This window comes from Microbacterium sp. SZ1, from assembly GCF_002362255.1.
Taxonomy (GTDB): Bacteria; Actinomycetota; Actinomycetes; order Actinomycetales; family Microbacteriaceae; genus Microbacterium.
This window is the reverse complement of record NZ_LPVV01000002.1, coordinates 111,801-130,042: the sequence shown is the minus strand read 5'-3', so window position 1 is coordinate 130,042 and position 18,242 is coordinate 111,801. Positions and strand designations below refer to the sequence as shown.

The 18,242-nt window shown below is 70.4% G+C and carries 19 protein-coding genes; 7 read left to right on the top strand and 12 right to left on the bottom strand.

Features of this window, described 5'->3' with window-relative positions; genetic code table 11:
* On the bottom strand, positions 1–948 hold the full coding sequence (locus AUC47_RS01970; protein WP_096713559.1) for an SDR family NAD(P)-dependent oxidoreductase: 948 nt from the start codon (positions 946–948) through the stop codon (positions 1–3).
* 90 nt (positions 949–1,038) lie between these two features.
* Here AUC47_RS01970 and AUC47_RS01965 point away from each other — a divergent pair, with 90 nt between their 5' ends.
* The 5 genes from AUC47_RS01965 (at position 1,039) to AUC47_RS01945 (ending at position 6,348) form a co-directional block, all read left to right on the top strand.
* Positions 1,039–1,578, top strand: coding sequence for a TetR/AcrR family transcriptional regulator (locus AUC47_RS01965; protein WP_096713558.1), 540 nt, complete (start codon positions 1,039–1,041; stop codon positions 1,576–1,578).
* Complete coding sequence (locus tag AUC47_RS01960; RefSeq protein WP_096713557.1) at positions 1,575–1,775, top strand: LPXTG cell wall anchor domain-containing protein; 201 nt, start codon at positions 1,575–1,577, stop codon at positions 1,773–1,775. The genes AUC47_RS01965 and AUC47_RS01960 overlap by 4 nt, the downstream gene beginning before the upstream one ends.
* A gap of 162 nt (positions 1,776–1,937) precedes the next feature.
* On the top strand, positions 1,938–2,858 hold the full coding sequence (locus tag AUC47_RS01955) for a zinc-binding dehydrogenase (RefSeq protein WP_096713556.1): 921 nt from the start codon (positions 1,938–1,940) through the stop codon (positions 2,856–2,858).
* A 182-nt stretch (positions 2,859–3,040) separates the two neighbouring features.
* Positions 3,041–4,000, top strand: coding sequence for a TIGR03885 family FMN-dependent LLM class oxidoreductase (locus tag AUC47_RS01950; protein ID WP_096713555.1), 960 nt, complete (start codon positions 3,041–3,043; stop codon positions 3,998–4,000).
* A complete protein-coding gene (locus AUC47_RS01945) occupies positions 3,997–6,348 on the top strand; it encodes a glycoside hydrolase family 65 protein (RefSeq protein WP_096713554.1) in 2,352 nt (783 codons plus the stop codon). Before AUC47_RS01950 ends, AUC47_RS01945 begins: the two co-directional genes overlap by 4 nt.
* A 198-nt stretch (positions 6,349–6,546) precedes the next feature.
* Here AUC47_RS01945 and AUC47_RS01940 read toward each other — a convergent pair whose 3' ends face one another.
* The 7 genes from AUC47_RS01940 to AUC47_RS01910 all read right to left on the bottom strand — a co-directional run bounded on the left by AUC47_RS01940 (position 6,547) and on the right by AUC47_RS01910 (position 13,841).
* Positions 6,547–7,335 carry a DNA/RNA non-specific endonuclease gene (locus AUC47_RS01940; RefSeq protein ID WP_096713553.1) on the bottom strand — a complete coding sequence of 263 codons (789 nt, stop codon included), beginning with the start codon at positions 7,333–7,335 and terminating at the stop codon, positions 6,547–6,549.
* 137 nt (positions 7,336–7,472) lie between these two features.
* Positions 7,473–8,369: an SDR family oxidoreductase gene (locus AUC47_RS01935; RefSeq protein ID WP_096713552.1), complete on the bottom strand. Its 897-nt coding sequence runs from the start codon at positions 8,367–8,369 to the stop codon at positions 7,473–7,475.
* 75 nt (positions 8,370–8,444) lie between these two features.
* The gene (locus AUC47_RS01930; protein WP_096713551.1) at positions 8,445–10,250 is read right to left on the bottom strand and encodes a glycoside hydrolase family 15 protein; all 1,806 of its coding nucleotides are present in this window, start codon (positions 10,248–10,250) and stop codon (positions 8,445–8,447) included.
* A gap of 103 nt (positions 10,251–10,353) precedes the next feature.
* The gene (locus AUC47_RS01925) at positions 10,354–10,581 is read right to left on the bottom strand and encodes an RNA-binding S4 domain-containing protein (RefSeq protein ID WP_096713550.1); all 228 of its coding nucleotides are present in this window, start codon (positions 10,579–10,581) and stop codon (positions 10,354–10,356) included.
* A gap of 322 nt (positions 10,582–10,903) precedes the next feature.
* Positions 10,904–11,776 (bottom strand): DNA polymerase V family protein, encoded by an 873-nt coding sequence (locus AUC47_RS01920; RefSeq protein WP_256999402.1) that lies wholly within the window; start codon positions 11,774–11,776, stop codon positions 10,904–10,906.
* Between the two features lie 81 nt (positions 11,777–11,857).
* Entirely contained in the window at positions 11,858–13,171 is a 1,314-nt protein-coding gene (locus AUC47_RS01915; protein WP_256999401.1) for a sensor histidine kinase, read from the bottom strand.
* Positions 13,164–13,841, bottom strand: coding sequence for a response regulator transcription factor (locus AUC47_RS01910; protein WP_096713549.1), 678 nt, complete (start codon positions 13,839–13,841; stop codon positions 13,164–13,166). The genes AUC47_RS01915 and AUC47_RS01910 overlap by 8 nt, the downstream gene beginning before the upstream one ends.
* Before the next feature lie 219 nt (positions 13,842–14,060).
* Here AUC47_RS01910 and AUC47_RS01905 point away from each other — a divergent pair, with 219 nt between their 5' ends.
* Entirely contained in the window at positions 14,061–14,933 is an 873-nt protein-coding gene (locus AUC47_RS01905; protein ID WP_143740685.1) for a hypothetical protein, read from the top strand.
* A 3-nt stretch (positions 14,934–14,936) separates the two neighbouring features.
* On the opposite strand, the gene AUC47_RS01900 is transcribed toward AUC47_RS01905, so the two are convergent.
* Complete coding sequence (locus AUC47_RS01900; RefSeq protein ID WP_096713547.1) at positions 14,937–15,140, bottom strand: CDGSH iron-sulfur domain-containing protein; 204 nt, start codon at positions 15,138–15,140, stop codon at positions 14,937–14,939.
* Complete coding sequence (locus AUC47_RS01895) at positions 15,137–16,171, bottom strand: iron-containing redox enzyme family protein (protein ID WP_096713546.1); 1,035 nt, start codon at positions 16,169–16,171, stop codon at positions 15,137–15,139. Before AUC47_RS01895 ends, AUC47_RS01900 begins: the two co-directional genes overlap by 4 nt.
* Before the next feature lie 136 nt (positions 16,172–16,307).
* On the opposite strand from AUC47_RS01895, the gene AUC47_RS01890 reads away from it, so the two are divergent.
* Positions 16,308–16,829, top strand: coding sequence for a hypothetical protein (locus tag AUC47_RS01890; protein ID WP_143740684.1), 522 nt, complete (start codon positions 16,308–16,310; stop codon positions 16,827–16,829).
* An 18-nt stretch (positions 16,830–16,847) separates the two neighbouring features.
* Here the strand turns inward: AUC47_RS01890 and AUC47_RS01885 are convergent, their stop codons facing one another.
* Both AUC47_RS01885 and AUC47_RS01880 read right to left on the bottom strand, forming a co-directional pair.
* Positions 16,848–17,297, bottom strand: a complete 450-nt coding sequence (locus AUC47_RS01885) for a carboxymuconolactone decarboxylase family protein (protein WP_096713544.1) — start codon at positions 17,295–17,297, stop codon at positions 16,848–16,850.
* 179 nt (positions 17,298–17,476) lie between these two features.
* Entirely contained in the window at positions 17,477–18,238 is a 762-nt protein-coding gene (locus tag AUC47_RS01880; protein ID WP_096713543.1) for an HpcH/HpaI aldolase family protein, read from the bottom strand.
* Positions 18,239–18,242 lie beyond the last annotated feature (4 nt).

The following is an 18,242-nucleotide window of genomic DNA, read 5'->3' as shown; positions in this document are numbered from 1 at the left end:
TCACCGCAGCGCGGGCACCGGGATCTCCACGCCAGCGAGGTCTTCCAGCTGCGCCCACACCGATGCCGCGGTCTCCCGGTCGGGGTCGTGCGTGCGGGCGAGGGGCGTGATGCGGGTCGGCTGCCCCCGCAACGCACCGGTGGGCGAGTAATACTCGCCGCCCTCGGCCTGCGGATCGGTGAGCGCTCGGACCGAGGACCACGCGGCTGTGTCCTTGCCCTGCGCCCACGGCGTGTAGGGATTGCGTTGGTACGGCGTCGTGGCATCGCGGATGCCGGCGCGCTCCGGCGTCTTCGCGTCGACGCCGACGCCAGGGCGGGCGACGAGCGACGCGACGGGCGTCCCGTTGGCCCGCAGCCGTCGATCGAGTTCGAAGGCGAAGACCTCGGTGACGGTCTTCGCCTTCGTGTACGCGCTGAGTGCCAGTCGCGGGACGCGGGCGACGTCGGACACGTCGGCCGGGAAGCGGCTGACGAACCCCGTGGACGTGTGCACGATGCGGCCGTCGGCGGAGTGCGCTTCGGCCGACGAGACGAGCGCGGGCAGGATGCCGGCGAGCAGCCGTACGGTGGACACGACGTGAGTGCCGAGCAGCAGCGGGAGCCCGTCGCGGGTCGTCGCGCCGCGGGCCTTCGTCAGAGTCATGGCACCGCCGTTGAGCAGCAGTCCGTCGAGGCGGGGTAGAGCGCGCAGGGTCTCGGCCGCGCGGTCGATCGATTCGAGAGAGGCGAGGTCGACGACGACGCTCCGCACGGATGCGCAGGGGACCTGTTCCCGGATCGACGCCTCGGCGCGCTCCAGCTTGGAGGCGGAGCGCGAGGCGAGCACGACGTCGGCACCGGCTCCGGCGAGCTGCTCGGCGGAGAAGTAGCCGATGCCGGCCGTGGCGCCCGTGACGACGAACGTGCGTCCGGTCTGGTCGGGGAGCTGAGCAGGATTCCAGGTCATGAGTGGTCTTTCGTAGGAAAACGGATGAGTTATCCGCTTCACCGTAGCACAAGCGGATTCGCTATCCGCTTGTGCTGATAGACTTCGGACATGCGACAGGCGCGGGCGGATGCGGTGCGCAGCCGCCAACGGATCCTCGATGTCGCCCGCACCCACTCCCGCAGCTCTCTCAGCCTGAACGCCGTCGCCCGTGACGCCGGACTCGGCGTCGGCACCGTCTACCGCCACTTCCCGACCGTGCACGCGCTCGTCGAGGCGCTCTCCGTCGAGACACTGCAGCGCATGGTCGAGATCGCGCGCACAGCATCCGCGCAGACCGACACCCGTGCGGCACTCGCGACCTTCCTGGAGAACGCGCTCGCCCTGCAGCTGGAGGACGGCGGACTGCAGGCCGTCCTCCTCTCGCCTGACGACGAGGAAGACGACGTGCGGGCGCTCAAGAGGGAGATCTTCGAGTCGTTCGAGGGCGTCCTGGATCGTGCTCGCCGCGAGCGGCTGGTGCGTGAGGATCTTTCGATCGTCCAGCTCGAGCACCTCATCTGCGGTGTCGAGCATGCCGTCCGCCTCGGCGACCACGATGACCGGCGCCTCTTCCTCGACGTCCTCCTCGGCGGCATCCGACCCGAGTGACTCTCGGGTTCGATGGGGCGCTCGCCACGCGAACGGGTCGAGGGCGCCTGTCCTGTTCTGCAAGACTCGCCGTCACCGGTGGCGAGGTCGCGGCGTGGGTCGTGGTCGCCGCACTGGTGCTGCTCGCCAGCGCTGGGGCTCTGCTCCTGATCCGTCGGAGGCGCACGACGGAGGATGCCGATCAGCTGATCGGCTGACGCCCTGACAATGTGCGGTGCACGCGGTGACGCGTGCACCGCACAGTCGTGTCCGGGGCGCGGTGCTGTGCAGTGGGTGCGATCGGAGCCGCCGGACTCGGTCGGGGGAATGCCGTCGTGCCGGCTCCCGTTCCGGGTACACAGGACGGGAAGGAACGGTGCATGCTCGCGTGGACGAAGGACTCGGGTGCTCTCGGCGGACTGACGCTCACGGAGGTGCCTGACCCCGTCCCCAGGCACGACGAGCTCGTCGTGCGCGTCGACGCCTTCGCCCCGAACCCCGGCGACCTCGCCGGTCTCCGCGAGCTGCCCGGCGGTGCCGTCCCGGGCTGGGACGGGAGCGGGGTCGTGATCTCTCCGGCCGCTGACGGCGAGGGACCGCGAGCGGGGGAGCGCGTCATCTTCCTCAGCCTGGATGCGGCGGGCTGGGCCGAATGCAGGGCCGTGCCGCATTCCATGACGGCTCGTGCGACGTCAGCGATCTCAGCGGAGCATCTCGCGACCCTCCCCGTGCCGGCGACGAGCGCGTTGCGCGGGGTGCGGCGGCTCGGCTCGGTCCTCGGGCGACGGGTCCTGATCGTCGGCGCAACCGGCGCGGTCGGACGCGTCGCCGTGCAGCTCGCCTCCCGCTCCGGCGCGTACGTCATCGCCGTGGCGAGGGATGCTGGTCGGCACGCTGACCTGCGTCGCCTCGGAGCGAGCGAGACGCATCGAAGCGTGGAGTCCGTCCGGGGTCGCGTCCACGGTGCCCTCGATCTGGTCGGCGGCGAGCAGCTGGTCGCGGCGTATCGTCTTCTCGACGCCGGGGGCACGGTGATCGCATTGGGCCACTCGGCCGGAGCCGACGAGGTGTTCCCCTACGGTGCGTTCGTCGCCGACCCGAGCACGGCGAACCGCTCGGTCACCAGCTTCTTCCTGGGCGCCGAACCGGATCTGGTGCCGGACATGACGTACCTCGCAGCGGACCGAGACCTCGACGTCGGCCCGCTCGACATCAGGCAGTGGACCGAGCTCGGCGACTGGGTCGCCGCGGGAGGACCCCGGTCGGGCGGCCGGGTCGTCTTCCGCGTCGAACGGGCGTGACGACCGGCCGCTGATGTCGTCGGCGCGACTCTCTCCGTCGACGGCGGGGTGAGCCAGGTCTGATACCCGCTCGGGCAGCGCGAAGGCAACCCGCTGTGTCGGGTGATCGCGACCCGATAGCGTCGTCGCCACACGGACGACGCGACGGCGGACCGACGGTTCCGCCGCGGGGAGGAGCCCAGATGGTCACGATCGGCTACCACGCATCGCATGAGCAGCACACGCCCCGGGAGCTGCTCTCGGCGGTTCGCCTCGCGGAGCTGGTGGGCTTCGACGAGGTGATGTGCTCCGACCACCTCGCCCCGTGGACGACTGCGCAGGGGCAGTCGGGCTTCGCCTGGAGCTGGCTGGGGGCCGCGATGGCGCAGACCGGCATCCCGTTCGGCCTCGTGAACGCACCAGGCCAGCGGTATCACCCGGTGGTGATCGCGCAGGCGATCGGCACGCTGGCGCAGATGTTCCCGGAGAGGTTCTGGGTCGCGCTCGGCAGCGGCGAGAACCTGAACGAGCACGTCACGGGCGATCGGTGGCCGGAGAAGCCGGTGCGCCAGCAGCGACTGCGGCAGAGCGTCGACGCGATCCGCGCGCTGCTCGACGGGCAGCGGGTCGACGTGGACGGGCTCATCCGCATCCACGACGCGAGGATCTGGACGCTTCCCGAGCAGCCGGTGCCGTTGGTGGGGGCCGCCGTCAGCGCCGAGACCGCAGCGTGGGTGGCGGACTGGGCCGACGGGATGATCACCGTCGGCTCCCAGGCGGAGCAGACGGCCGAGGCGCTTCGGCGGTTCCGCGACGCCGGCGGCCGCGGGCCCGCCCGACTGCAGATCCACCTGAGCCTCGAGCCCACTCGGGAGATGGCCCTCGCGACCGCGCGCGAGCAGTGGTCTCAGACGATGGCCCAGGGTGTGAGCACGTGGGACGTCGAGAATCCCGAGGACTTCGAGGCCGCGATCGTGCCCTCCGACGACGCCCTCGAGCAGGGTGTGCTCATCGCTGCTGATCCGGCCGACCTCGCCGAGCGGATCGCCGAGGTCGCGCAGGGCTACGACCACATCTACCTGCATCACGTCGGACGGGATCAGGCCGACTTCCTCCGGCGCTGCGAGAGCGACCTGCTGCCCCGTCTGAGGAGCGTGCTGTGACCACGGCGCGCTTCGACGTCGATGCGTGGACCGTCGGTGTCTCTGGTGTGACATCGGATCGCCTGGCGCATGAGGAGTCCGTCTTCGGGCTGTCGAACGGGCACCTCGGCTGGCGCGGCAACCTCGACGAGGGCGATCCGCGCGGCGTGGCGGGCAGCTACCTCAACGGCGTCTTCGAGGAGCATCCGATGCCGTACGCCGAAGACGGCTACGGCTATCCGGACGTCGGGCAGAGCGTGATCAACGTGCAGAACGGGCAGATCATCCGGCTGGTCGTCGACGACGAGTCCTTCGACGTCGAGACCGGCACGCTGACGTCGCACGAGCGGCGGCTCGACCTGCGCGCGGGAACCCTGCATCGCAGCTTCGACTGGACCAGCCCCGGCGGCCGGCGGGTTCGCGTCGAGGCGACGAGGATCGTCTCGCTCCGTCACCGGGCGATCGCCGCGGTCCGCTACCGTGTCGAGGCCGTCGATCATGCGTCGGACATCACGCTGATCTCCGAACTGCTGGCGAACGAGCCGCTGCCGATACAGTACGACGACCCGCGCGTGCAGGAGCTGCTCACCGAGCCGCTCGACGCCGTCGAAGCCGATGTGGTCGGCACTCGTGCGACCCTGGTCCACCGCACGCGCCGAAGCGGACTGATCGTCGGCGTCGCGATGGATCACGAGATCATCGAGTCGGAACCGAGCGTCTCGACCGAAGCGGACGGCGACCTGGCGCGCACCACGATCCGCGTCCGGCTGGAGCCGGGCGCGCACCTGGAGATCGTGAAGTACGTGGGGCACGATTTCGAGTCCGCACTGACCGCCGCGACGGTGCGCGACCGAGCGGAGGTCGCGGTGGCGCGGGCACGAGCGGACGGGTGGGACTGCCTCCTCGCCGGTCAGCGCGAGGTCCTCGACGACTACTGGCGCTGCGCGGACGTCGAGGTCGAGGGGGAGCCGCGACTGCAGCAGGCCGTACGGTTCGCGCTGTTCCAGGTCTTCCAGGCTGCGGCGCGCGCCGAGCTGCGTTCCGTCCCGGGCAAGGGACTCACCGGCTCCGGGTACGAGGGGCACACGTTCTGGGACTTCGAGGCCTTCGTCCTCCCGGTGCTCACGGCGACGGCTCCGGATGCTGCGGAGCAGGCGCTGCGCTGGCGACACTCGACGCTCCATCACGCGCGCGATCGGGCGAAGGAGCTGCACCTCGACGGCGCCGCGTTCGCGTGGCGCACCATCGACGGCAGGGAGAGCTCGGGGTACTGGCCCGCGAGCACCGCGGCCTTCCACATCAACGCCGACATCGCCGCGGCGGTGCTCCACTACGTGCGCGCGACCGGCGACCACGACTTCGAGCGCGACTACGGGCTCGAGATCCTGGCCGAGACGGCTCGGCTGTGGCTGTCGCTGGGGCATCGCGACGCAGAGGGTCGTTTCCACATCGACGGCGTGACGGGCCCGGACGAGTATTCGGCCGTCGCGAACGACAACGTCTTCACGAACCTCATGGCGCAGCTGAATCTCCGGGGAGCCGCCGCGGCCGCGCGCCGCTACCCCGAGAGGAGTCGTGAGCTCGGCATCCGAGCCGCCGAAGCGGAGGAGTGGGATGCTGCGGCATCCGCGATGCACATCCCCTTCGACGAGGTGCGCGGTGTGCATCCGCAATCCGCCGGGTACACCGACCTCGAGCGCTGGGATTTCGAGTCGACCGGCTCCGACCAATACCTCCTGCACGACCACTTCCCCTACTTCGACCTGTATCGCAAGCAGGTGCTGAAGCAGGCCGATCTGGTGCTGGCGCTGCACTTCGCGCATGAAGCGTTCACGCCGGAGCAGAAGGCTCGGGCATTCGCGTACTACGAGGCGCTGACCGTGCGGGACTCGTCTCTGTCCGCCTCCGCGCAGGCGGTCATCGCGGCCGAGGTCGGACACCTCGACCTCGCCTACGACTATCTCGCCGAGGTCGCGACGATCGACCTCGACGACGTGCACGGGAACACCGAGGAGGGCCTGCACATTGCCGCGCTCGCCGGGGTGTGGACGGCGATCGTCGCCGGTTTCGGCGGCATGCGTGAGACCGCCGAGGGGTTCCGATTCGCCCCACGTCTGCCGCAGCCGATGACCCGCCTCGCCTTCGGCGTGCGCATTCATGGCGACACCCTGCGCGTCGAGGTCTCGCCGACCGAGTCGACCTACCGCTACAGCGGCAGCACGCCGGTGACCATCAGGCACTTCGGGAAGGAGATCGTCGTCGGAGGGGACGGTGTCACGGCGATGACACCACCGCTCGCGGATCCCGGCCCGCGGCCACGGCAGCCGCAGCACCGCGAACCACGACCGGCGGACGAGGCCTTCGGCTGAGGCGGCAGGCGATCGGATAGGCGGGACGCCCCCACCACGGGGGAGGCGGCGGAAAGGGCGCCCCGCCTGGCATCGCCACAGGAGCGACGCCGCGCCCGCCCGCGTTGCGGCGCGAACGGGTGCTTCGCAAGCGTGACACCAGTGGCTCGCCGATGCAAGAGGGGATTGTCGATCGGAATATCGCTTGAGCAGACGCGGTCAGAGCAGGATGTCGTCTGCCGATCGCAGCGGGATGCGTTCGACGGGCCACACCGAGAGGCGATGCGGGAGAACATCGGCATCCGTCAGAGGACCGAGATCGATGCCCGTCGTACTCGCGATGTCCGCGATCGGCACCTGGAAGGTGCGGTAGGCGCCGAGAGGCGGCGCGGCCAGCATCCCCTCCGCCGTGTCGACGAGCTCGGACTGGTCGAGCACGAAGCCCGCGGCGGCGAGCCCGTCGGCGCTCTGCCAGGCCGCGACCTTCCAGAACTGCAGGGGGATGCGGATGCCCCGATACGGCGGATCGTCATCGCCGAGCACGGGAGCGGTGAACACCGATATCCGCTGGTCGGTGGTCTCCGCGTACGCGAGCACGTGGTCTTCGAGCCCGAGCCACAGCTCCTTCGACTGGTTGAATCCGGCGGCCTGCGGCGCCGCGTTCGGATAGAAGAAGGTCGCCTCCATCGCAGCGCGGGCCTCGGCGGTTGCTCCCCAGCCCGGGTCGCGACGACGCACCAGGTGCCCGCGGTCGAGGTCGTTGCGCGCGTACACCTCGGGGCCGGTCTGCAGCTCGTCGTCGACGCGCGGATCGAGTCGCCACTCGCCCGAGCGCGGCAGGTCTTTCAGCTGCGCGCCGTCGATGTTGACGGCCGTGACCGCGGCGAGGCGGCGCTCGGGGTCGAGCAGCACCGTGAATCGCGGGTAGGTCAGCTCTCGGGCCGCGCCCGCCGGTCGGGGCAGCGGCACTCGTGTCGGCAGGAAGTCGAGGTCGTATCCGTCGGCCATGTCCCCATCGTGCCGTGCGCCACCGACACGCGTCGAGACCCACCTCGCACGCCGAGACCCACCGCCCCCGACGTACCGGGCGGTGGGTCTCGGCGAGCGCGATGGGTCTCGACATCACGAATGTGAGACCTGTGCCATCACGGAGTGGGCATGCCGCCGTTCACGTTGAGCGTCTCGCCGGCGACGTAGCTCGACTCGGCTGAGGCGAGGAACACGTACGCGGGGGCGAGCTCGGCCGGCTGACCCATGCGTCCGAGCGGAGTGTCCTCGCCGAACTGGTCGATCTTCTCCTGAGGCTGGCCGTCGCTGGGCTGCAGCGGCGTCCAGATCGGGCCGGGTGCCACGGCGTTCACGCGGATGCCCTTCGGAGCGAGCTGCTGCGCGAGGCCCTTCGTGAACGCGTTGATCGTCGCCTTGGTGGAGGCGTAGTCGACGAGGATGTCCGACGGCGAGTAGGCCTGGATCGACGTCGTGTTGATGATCGTCGAGCCGGGCTTCAGGTGCGGCAGCGCCGCCTTCGTGATCCAGAACATCGCGTAGACGTTGGTCTTGAAGGTGTCGTCGAACTGCTCGTCGGTGATGTCGGTCAGCGACTCCTGGAAGATCTGCTTGCCGCCGTTGTTGACGAGGATGTCGAGTCCGCCGAGGGCACCGACCGCCTCCGACACGAGGGTGCGGCAGTACTCGGGGTCGCGCAGATCGCCGGGGATCTGCGCGACGTTCGCGCCCGCCTCGCGCAGAATGCCGGCGATGCGCGCCGCATCCTCCTCCTCCTCGGGCAGGTACGACAGGGCGACGTCTGCACCTTCGCGGGCGAAGGCGATCGCCGTGGCCGCGCCGATGCCGGAGTCGCCGCCCGTGATGAGGGCCTTGCGCCCCTTCAGGCGGTCGGAGCCGCGGTACGACTCCTCGCCGAGGTCGGCCTTCGGCGTGAGATCGGCGTCGAGGCCCGGCTCGGGCATGTGCTGCTTCTGCGGCTCGATGTCGGAGTAGAGCTCGGCGGGGTTGACGAAGGTGTACTGGTCACGAGACATGGTGTGTCCTCTCCTTGTTTCCGGTCGTGGTGGTCGGTCGTTGTGGTCGTGGTTGTGGTTGTGGTCGTGGTCGGTTCAGCTGTCGGGCAGCAGTTCTGCGGGCATGACCTCGCGCATGGTCATCGCGGCGGTGAGGAACGCCAGGTGGCTGAGCGCCTGCGGGGTGTTGCCCCAGGCCGAGCCGTCGTCGGCGTCGATCATCTCGGCGTAGATGCCGACGTCGTTCGCGAGGGCGAGCAGCTGGTCCATGCGCTCGCGCGCCTCCTCGTGGCGGCCCACGCACGCGAGCGCCTCGGCCAGCCAGAAGGCGCACGCGACGAACGTCTTCTCCTCGACCGAGACACCGCTGTAGCGGTACAGCAGCGCGCCGGCGCCGAGCTCCTCGACGAGGGCGTCGATCGTCGTCGACATGCGCTCGCCGCGGTCGAAGCCGCTCGGCGCGTGCAGCAGCACGGACGCGTCGAGGGCGTCGGCGCCCGGGTAGAAGACGTACGCGGAGCGCTCCTCCGACCAGCAGTGTTCGTCGATCCAGTGACGGATGCGGTCGCGCTCCGTCCGCCAGCGCTCTGCGCTGCCCGGGATCGCACCCGCCTCGGCGAGGGCCACGGCATCCTCCAGCGCCTTCCAGCAGCCCATCTTCGACGACGTGTAGTGCCGCTGCTCCGGCAGCTCCCACATGCCTGAGTCGGGGTTGCGCCAGACATCGCAGGTCCGGTCGGCGATCTGCGACAGCATCCGCCCTGTCCCGATGTCGAGCACGTTGCCTGCGTCGACGTAGGTGCGGCAGATCGCGATGAGGTCGCCGTAGACGCCGAGCTGCAACTGATCGCCCGCCGGGTTGCCGGTGACGACCGGTCCGATGCTGTTCCACCCGGAGACGTCGTACTCGGTCGGCGCCGGTACGAGATCTCCGTCGAGCGTGTACATGACGTGCAGGTCATCGCCGTGTCGGCGGATCGTGTGCAGCATCCACGACAGCGCCGCGTGGGTCTCTTCGCGGAGCCCGAAGCGCACGAGCGCGTGGGTGGTATAGGCGAGGTCGCGCACCCAGGCGTGCCGGTAGTCCCAGTTCTTCCCGCCGTCGGGGCTCTCCGGCAGCGACGTCGTGGCAGCCGCGGCGATCGCGCCGGACGGGCTGTAGATCAGCAGCTTGAGAGCGAGCGCGCTGCGCTGCACCTGCTCGCGCCACGGGCCGTCGTACGAGAACACGCGCGACCAGTGCTGCCAGTTCTCGATCGTGCGGTCGATGCCGTCGTCGACGTTGTAGGGGTCGGGAAGGTGCAGCGGCTCATCGTGGGTGGCCGCGAGCGAGAGCAGATGACGCGAACCGGGAGAGGTCGCGAAGGAGCCGGTCAGCTCGGCCCCGAGCGGGGCATCCGGGTCGGGGTCGGCCGGGCCGTGCTCGAATCCCGTCAGGGCGAACGCGGTCTTGCCGCTGCGGATGACATCGCCGTGCTCCGTGCGCTCCAACCAGGGGGATGCCGTCTGGAGCGACGATCCCGGCTGCACGCGCCACCGCATGGCGACCTCGCCCGCGACGCCGTCGATGCGCCGCGCGAGCTCGGCCCACGGCATCCGTCCGGCGACCCCCGAGACCATCGCGTCGGTCACCCGCACCACGCCGTCGTCGGTCGTGAAGGTCGTCTCGAGCACGTTCGTGTCGGGGATGTAGCGGCGCTCGGAGCGGAACTCCCCGACGGGCCGAAGCTCGAAGCATCCTCCGGTCTCGTCGTCGAGCAGCCGTGCGAACACCGGAAGATCGGTGATGTCGGGCAGCGGCAGCCAGTCCACCCGTCCGTCCTCGCCGATCAGGGCGACCGTGCGCCCGTCGCCGATGGGCGCGTACGAGCCGATCGGACGAGCGGGGGGTGCGGGGGGCATGCCCCCATGCTCGATCGCCGCAGCGGACCTGGCAAACGCCTTGCGCGGAGCCCGGGCGTGAGTTACACGCGAGAGCGCCGGGTGGTCGCGCAGCGCATACAGGTCAGGGTCGTACGCGGACCGTGCGCCCCTCGAAGGTGACGAGATCGCCGTCGTGCAGCTGACGTCCTCGGCGTCGATCGACCTCGCCGTTGACCTTCACGAACCCGTCGATCACGACCTCCTTGGCGTCGCCGCCCGAGTCGAGCAGCCCGGAGTACTTGAGGAACTGCCCGAGCCTGATCATCTCGCCGCCGATGGAGATCTCGTCGATCGGGCCGGAAGTCGTCATCTCAGAATGCTATCGCCGGAGGTGGCTGTCCAGATGGAGGTGGTGGGCGGAGCGGATGAAGGCTCCGCCCACCGGTGCCGTCGACGAGGAGGACGGCGGGAGAACGACCGCTCGGCACCCCTGCCGCGTGCGGTCGTGTCACCAGGAGATCAGAGTCGCGTTCACGGCTCGGCGCCTTCGTGTGAACGGCAGAGGCGGGCGGGCGCCGATGGCTGCGGAGGTGGGCCGAGAACAGGATGATGCGCCGAGGTCAGGAGGATGCGGGGCTGATCCTCCTGACCTCGGCGCACGATCCTGTTCTCAGCGACGAGACCGCGCGGGGTCAGTCGTCGGTGTCGGTGCCGACCACGGCGAAGTCGGCGTTGAAGTCGATGTCGACGGACCGACGGTCGCTCGACACGACGCGCGCGTCGTAGGGGCTGGAGGCGTCGTCGTCGACATCGAGGTCGGTGATGAGACCGTCTGCCTCGTCGAGCGCCGCCGTCACGAGCGCCTGGATCGCCGCGTCGTCGAGCACGTACGCGGGAGCCGTGTCGTCGTCGGCCTCGTCGTCCGAGGAGATCACGGTCGCCGAGCCCTCGGCGTCGACGCGGACCTCGGTCTCGCCCCCGGTGCCGTTCGTCAGCTCGACCTCCCACGTGCCGTCGCGCTTGGCGTCGAGCGAGGTGACCTCGCCGTCGGCGGCGCCGCGCGCGGCGTTCGCGATGTCGATGAGGTCCGCCGCCGAGTCGGTGCCGATCCCCGTGACGGGACCGTTCGACGGTCCGTCCTCGCGTCGGTCGTCGTCGCGGTCGTCACCGGGCCGCCCGCCCTGCTGGCCCTGACCGGGTGCGTCGTCGTCGCGCGGACCCTCGGAGAAGCCGGGACGATCGTCGTCGTCTCCGAACTCGTCGCCGATCGCGGCACCGACGGCCACTCCGCCGCCGGCGAGCAGCACGGCAGCGGCGATGCCGCCGCCGATCAGCCATCCGCGGCGGCTCTTCTTCGCCGGAGCGGGTGCGGCCGGAGCGGGTGCGGCCGGAGCGGTCGCGTCCGTCGCGGGGTGCTGCGCGGAGTGCGCCGCGGGGAGGTCGGATGCCGGGGCGACGGGAACCGTCGGCGCATCCGGAGACGAGGTCGGGGTGGTCTCGGGCGCCGTGCGCGCGGCATCCTCCGACTCGGGGCTGTGGTCCTGGTTCGGGGTCTTGTCGTTCATGTCTCCGATGGTGTCGGACGGGCGCTGAAGTGATCCTGAAGCGACCTGAAGCGGTTTTCAGGAAGGCGGCGGTCCGCGGTGTCAGGCGAGGGGAAGCGTCACCACGAAGCGGGCGCCGCCCCAGCGCGACTCGTCGACTGCCACCGTGCCGTGAGCGGAGGCCGCGATGGCTCGGACGATCGACAGTCCGAGTCCGCTGCCCCCGGCATCCCGGCTGCGCGCCTCGTCGAGCCGCACGAAGCGCTCGAAGATCCGCTCGCGCTCCTCGGGCGGGACGCCGGACCCGTCGTCCTCGACCGTGACGAACACGTGCCGTTCGACAGGCGCGACACCCACCGCCAAGCGACCGCGGCTGTGCCGGGCGGCGTTGTCGGCGAGATTGCGCAGGAGCTGACCGAGGAGCCGCGGATCCCCCTGCACACGGGCCGCCGCGATGCCCGAGCCGTCGACGTCGAGACCAGACGCGCGCAGCCGTCGCACCTCACCCAGGGCGAGGTCGTCGAGATCCACCGGTTCGGCGTGCGAGCCTGCACCCTCGTCGAGGCGCGCGAGCAGGAGCAGCGATTCGACGATGCCCTGCAGGCGGAGCCCCTCCTCCGACGCGACCTCGGCGAGCTCGTCGAGGCTGGTCGTGGCCGGGTGTGTGCGGGCGAGTTCGGCGTGCTGACGGATCGTCGCGAGCGGAGACCGCAGTTCGTGGGACGCGTCGGACACGAACCGGCGCTGAGCGGTCGCCGAGGCGTCGAGCCGGTCGAGCATCCCGTTCATCGTGGTGGCCAGAGCCGCGATCTCGTCGGATGACGACGGCACCTCGACCCGGCGGTGCAGGCGTTCGGCGGTGATCCCGTCGACCTCCTCACGGATGCGGTTCACGGGTCGCAGCGCGCGCCCTGTGACGAGCCAGGTGGTCACGGCGACCAGCACCAGCAGCAGGGGAACGGCGATCGCGAGGAGCAGGGCGACCGTCGACAGCGCCTCATCGTCGTCGTCGAGCGGCACAGCGAGCACGAGGGTCTGGTCGTCCCGCAGGTCGTCCGACACCACGAGCATCGGCTTGTCGTCGATGGTCATGGTGTGTGTGTCTCCGTCGGAGGGGAGCGCGGTCGAGCCGAGTTCGTCCTGCGCCTCCTCGCTCGCGGCGCGCACGGTTCCGTCCGGTCCGATCACCTGCACGATCTCGTCGTCCAGCGTGCGGACGTCCCGCCCGCCGGGGCCGTCGAGGCGGTCGGCGAGTTCTTCTACCCGCTGCTCCGCGGCACGCTCGGTGGTGGCCCTGATGCTGGCGCTGAGGATGCCGTAGAACGAGAAGGCTCCGACGAGCAGCGCCACGGCCACCACGAGGGTGGCCCCGAGCGTGGTCCGCCCCCGCACCGAGCGCCAGCCGCGGCTACCCACCGTCGGCCGCCAATCGGTAGCCGGCACCGCGAATGGTCTCGATCGCCTCGCGGCCGAACGGCTTGTCGACCTTGCGGCGGAGGTGGCCGACGTAGACCTCGACGATGTTCGGGTCGCCGTCGAAGTCGTCGTCCCACACGCCGTCGATGAGCGCGCGCTTCGAGAGCACCTGGCCGCGGTGCCGCATCAGGTGCTCGAGCACGGCGAACTCGCGGGCCGTGAGGGCAATGAGCGAGTCGCCACGCCAGACGCGGTGCGCGGCCGGGTCGAGCCGCAGGTCGCCGGCTTCGAGGATCGCGGGTCGTGCGACGGCGCCCCGCCGTACGAGGGCACGGAGCCGGGCGACGAGGATCGCGAACGAGAACGGCTTCGTCACGTAGTCGTCGGCGCCGGTCTCCAGCGCCTCTACCTGATCCCACTCGCCGTCCTTCGCGGTGAGCATCAGCACGGGCGTCCAGTTCTCCTCGGCGCGCAGCGCCTCGCAGACCTTCCAGCCGCTCATGCCCGGCATCATGAGGTCGAGCACGATCGCGTCGTAGCGCGTCTCGCGCGCCCGCCAGAGTCCGTCGACGCCGTTGTGCGCGACGTCGACCGCGAAGCCCTCGGCCTCCAAGCCTCGCCGAACGGCGTCGGCCAGGCGCACCTCGTCGTCCACCACCAGGATCCGCATCCCCCCAGTGTGGCGGCCGTGCGCTGAATCCGCGCTGAAGGACGCTCGGGCCCAAGTGACGAGCCGGATCATGAAAGCCGATAACGGTGCCGTGCGCCCGAGCGGATGTCCCTCAACCGATATACAGCGCTGGCGTCACGGGATGGCTCGTTCGGTCGCGAAGCCACTCTGTCACAATCGCGATGGCGGGGGAGGCCGCCGCCGTTCCGAGGGAGGCGAATGGGAAGCGATGAATCACCCCCGAGCGCGTTCGCCCAGGCGCTGAGAGAGGCACTCGAACGCCGCGGGATGTCGCTGCGCACGCTGCGCAGCCGGCTGCGTGACCGCGGGCATGAGGTGAGCATCGCGTCGCTCTCGCTCTGGCAGTCCGGAGCGCGCCGGCCGAGCACGGATGCGTCCGCCGACGTGGTTCGGGAGCTCGAAGACCTGCTGGGTCTCGACGACGGTCAGCTGGCCGGGATGCTGCGGCCGCACCGCCGTGTCCCGCCGGACCGCAACATCTCCTTCGCCGGCTTCGTCGGCCTCGAGCACAACAGCGTGACGGACGAGAGCGCGGCGCGGCAGCTGTCGGAGCGCTCCTCGACCCTCATGTCATACGTGGACGCGACCGGGAGACTGACGCGCAATGTCGCCAGGAACGTCTGGCAGGCCCGAGTCGACGGCGCGCAGGAGGTGGCCGCGTTCCTCACCGTCGAACCGGAGGAGGTGGCGCCGCCGCAGGTGCGCGGCCTGATCGGATGCGAGCTGTCCGACGTCGTGACCGATATGCAGCAACGGGTCATGCGCGTCACCGTGCGACTGAACGCACCGCTGCTCAAGGGCGACATGGCGCTCGCCGAATGGGAGTCGTTCGACCACCGCTACGAGCCGGACGCGGTGAGCGATTTCCAGGGACTCGTCGCGGTGCGGCCGGAAGCCGAGGTCGGGGTGTTCATCTACTTCGATCCGGAGCACCTGCCCCGCCGATGCCTCGTCTCCGTGGAGACCGAGGACACCCAGCGCGTGTTCACGACGTCGCCCGTCGGCGCCTGCGTCTCGCACATCGAGTACGACTTCGGCCCCGGGATGATCTCGGTCGAATGGGAGTGGTAGCCCTCACACGTCGGTGCGGAACCCCGCCGCCTTGTGCGTGCCGTCGCAGAACGGCTTGATCGTCGAGAGACCGCACCGACACAGGGCGACCGTGCGACGGGTCACCTCGATCGGCTCGCCCTCGACGGTCTGCAATGACGCCGCGCCCCGCACCAGCAGCGGTCCATCGGGATAGGCGGTGATCGTCACCTCGTCGGATGTCGTCATGCGAGTGCTCCCGTGCGCAGCGACGACTCGCCCCGCTGCCAGGCGTCGAGCACGTGCCCGCCCATCCAGCCGTCGACGGTCAGGCAGGCCGACGCTCCGAACATGATGTCGTCGAGCAGCTCGGGGTGGTCCTCGGCGAGGGCTCCGGCGAGGTCGCGCCCCGCGATCTGCTCGTGCACGGCATCCGCCTCGACGTGCTCGTCGAAGTAGTCGGTGACGGCCTCGGGGTAGCCGAGTCGGCGCAGCCCGTCGGCGTACAGGCGGCACGGGATCGACGAGGTCATCTCATAGGCGGCGAGGTGCCCGACGATCGCGCCGACGAGGCGTCGGTTCAGACCGAACATCGACATGAGGTTGTGCGAGGCGAAGGTGATCGCCGGCACGTCGTCGACGTAGGCGCCGTAGGTGTCGTCGAGACCCATGCCGCGCATCGCGCGCGCGAAGATCGCGGCGTGCACGCGGTCGGGTCGCCCGCCGCCGTACTCGTCCGCCTGGATCTCGACGAGGGCCGCCTTCGCCCGGCCGTGCAGACGCGGAATGGCCCACGAGTGCGGGTCGGCCTCGCGCAGCGTGTAGATCGAGCGCTGGATGAACATCTCCGGGATCTGCTCGCGGGTGGCCTTCTTCGCCACGTACCGCGACAGGCTCGGACCCGTGTCGGCTGCGGCGAGGGAGAAGAGCGCGCGGCCCACGGCATCCACCGTCGGCTCGGGCGATTCCGGCTGAGGCACCTGTGCGCGGAGCGCCGCCTCGAACGACTCCTCGAGGATCCGTCGCGCGGCGATCAGCTCGGCATCCCACTCCAGCTCCGGGTCGAGGCCGGGAAGCGACCCGTACGACGAGGCGTACAGCAGGAACAGCGCCAGCTGCACGTCGTCGTCGCGAATGGCGTCGACGACCGCAGGGAGCGCCGCGCGGGCGGCGTCCGCGGGAGCGGTGTCGGCGTGCCCGCGGAGACGGCCGAGCACGGCCTCGCTGATCGGACCCCGCGCCGTCACGGTGTCGAGAGTGGAGTGCGCGAGCGCAGTCATCGGTGGTGCTCCCATCGGTCGGATTCTCGCAGTCTGCGCGCGCGCACGCCCGCGACAAAGGGACTTGACGCGGGGTGCTGCTTTGCGGAAGCGCACGATGCTCGACGGGACGCGGGCGATGTGGTTGCATGGCGGCATGACCGGGATCCGGGGGGATGCGGCGAGGCGGGCCGGCGTGCCGCTTATCGTCGCGACGATGCTGCTGCTGGGCGGATGCGCGACCGCGACGGGACCGGGGGCCGCGACATCCTCGCCGAGCGCGACTCCGACGGTGGCGTGCCCGCAGGTCGAGGGCCAGACCCTGCCGCCGGAGTGCGCGCCCTATGACCCCGATCACGCGATGGCGCAGAACGACCGGTATCGCGAGCGGATGGATCTCGGCGAGGAGGAGCGAGCCGCCGCTGCCCAGCCCGTGGCGGAGCTGCAGCAGAGTCTCGAGGCGCTGCGGGCTTCGGGGAGCATCTCGGTCGACGCCGTCGAGCAGGCCCTCGACGACGCCGGCCTCTCGGACCCGCAGGTGCTGGGCGACGAGCGCGCCGTGGCGTTCGGCGCCGTGGCGCCGCAGGGCGGGTGCGTGTTCGGCGAGCTCCGCGCCGACGGGGTGACCGTCGACGTGGGCGGCTACATCATGGACGGCGGCTGCCTGCCCGCCCAATGACGCCCGCCTGCCCGCGGGTCAGGGATGCACCGGGTAGTGGCTGCTGATCGCGATGCGGTTCCAGCTGTTGATGACCACCGCGAGCCACGTCACGGCGGCGATCTGCTTCTCGGTGAGCACGCCCTCGACCTCGACGCCGCGGTCGGCGAGCCGGCCGTGATCGCCGATCATCGTCACCCGCTCGACGATCTGCAGCGCCGCCTGCTCCTCGGCAGTGAAGTACTGCGACTCCCACCACCCGGCGAGCACGGCGAGCCGGTCGGCGGTCTCCCCGGCCTTCACGGCGTCGGCGCTGTGCATCCGCAGGCAGAAGGCGCAGCCGTTGAGCTGCGACGCCCGCACCTTGACGAGCTCGACGAGCAGCGGTGAGAGTCCGGCATCCACCCCCGCGGCCACCGCCTGGTCGTTGAACTCGAGCATCGCCTTATAGGGGGCCGAGTAGATCTTGCCGATGTTCACGTGCGACACGTCGTCTCCTTGTTCTCGGGCGCCGGATGCGCCACTACCCCCTATGACGACGCAGGGGGTGGAAGTGTGAGGGCAGGGGAGATCGAAAACGCCTCCGAAGCGAGCGGTTCGGAAGCGTTTTCGATCTTTCGACGGTCACCGCGAGGGATGCCGTGGGCGGATGCGGCGGGGGCGGCCGATCAGGAGGCGACGGAGACGGATGCGTCGGCGATGAGCCCGTCCATCAGGGCGCGGGCGTTGCCGTAGCCCTCCGAGATCGCGGCGTGCTGCATGGTGAGCAGCACATAGTCGGCGTTCTCGGCGATCGCGAACTCCTTCTCGACCGTGGTCCAGGCGGGCAGAACCCATGGCTTGTCGTTCGCCCTGGCGGCCGCGATCACCTTGCGGAAGTCGTCGAAGTCGGCCTCGGTCTGCCGGTACGCGCCGCGACCGCTCATCGCTGCGAGGTCGCCGGGGCCGATGAAGATGCCGTCGACCGTGGGCAGTGCGGCGATGCCCTCCACGTCGCGCAGAGCCCGCGGATCCTCCACCATGGGGAAGACCTTGATGTCGCGGTCCTGCGCGGCGATCCACTCGTCGGAGTAGCCGCGGTAGCCCATGGTGCGGCCACCCGCCAGGCTGCGCGAGCCGAGCGGCGGGAACTTCGCGAAGTCGGTGATGCGCTTGGCGTGCTCCAGCCCCTCGATGTGCGGGATGATGACGCCGTCAGAGCCGAAGTCGAGTGCCTGCTGGATCGCGCCGCGCTCGGGCACCAGCACCTTCGAGAGCACCTCGAGGCCGAGCCCCTTGAGCAGCGGGATGAAGCGCTCCAGGATCGCGAGGTCGAACGAGCCGTGCTCGATGTCGAGCACGACGAAGTCGTAGCCGAGCCCGGCGACGATCTCGCCGATCGCGCTGCTGCCGTCCGAGAGCCAGGCCCCCTGCTTGAGTGTGTGAGTCATGATG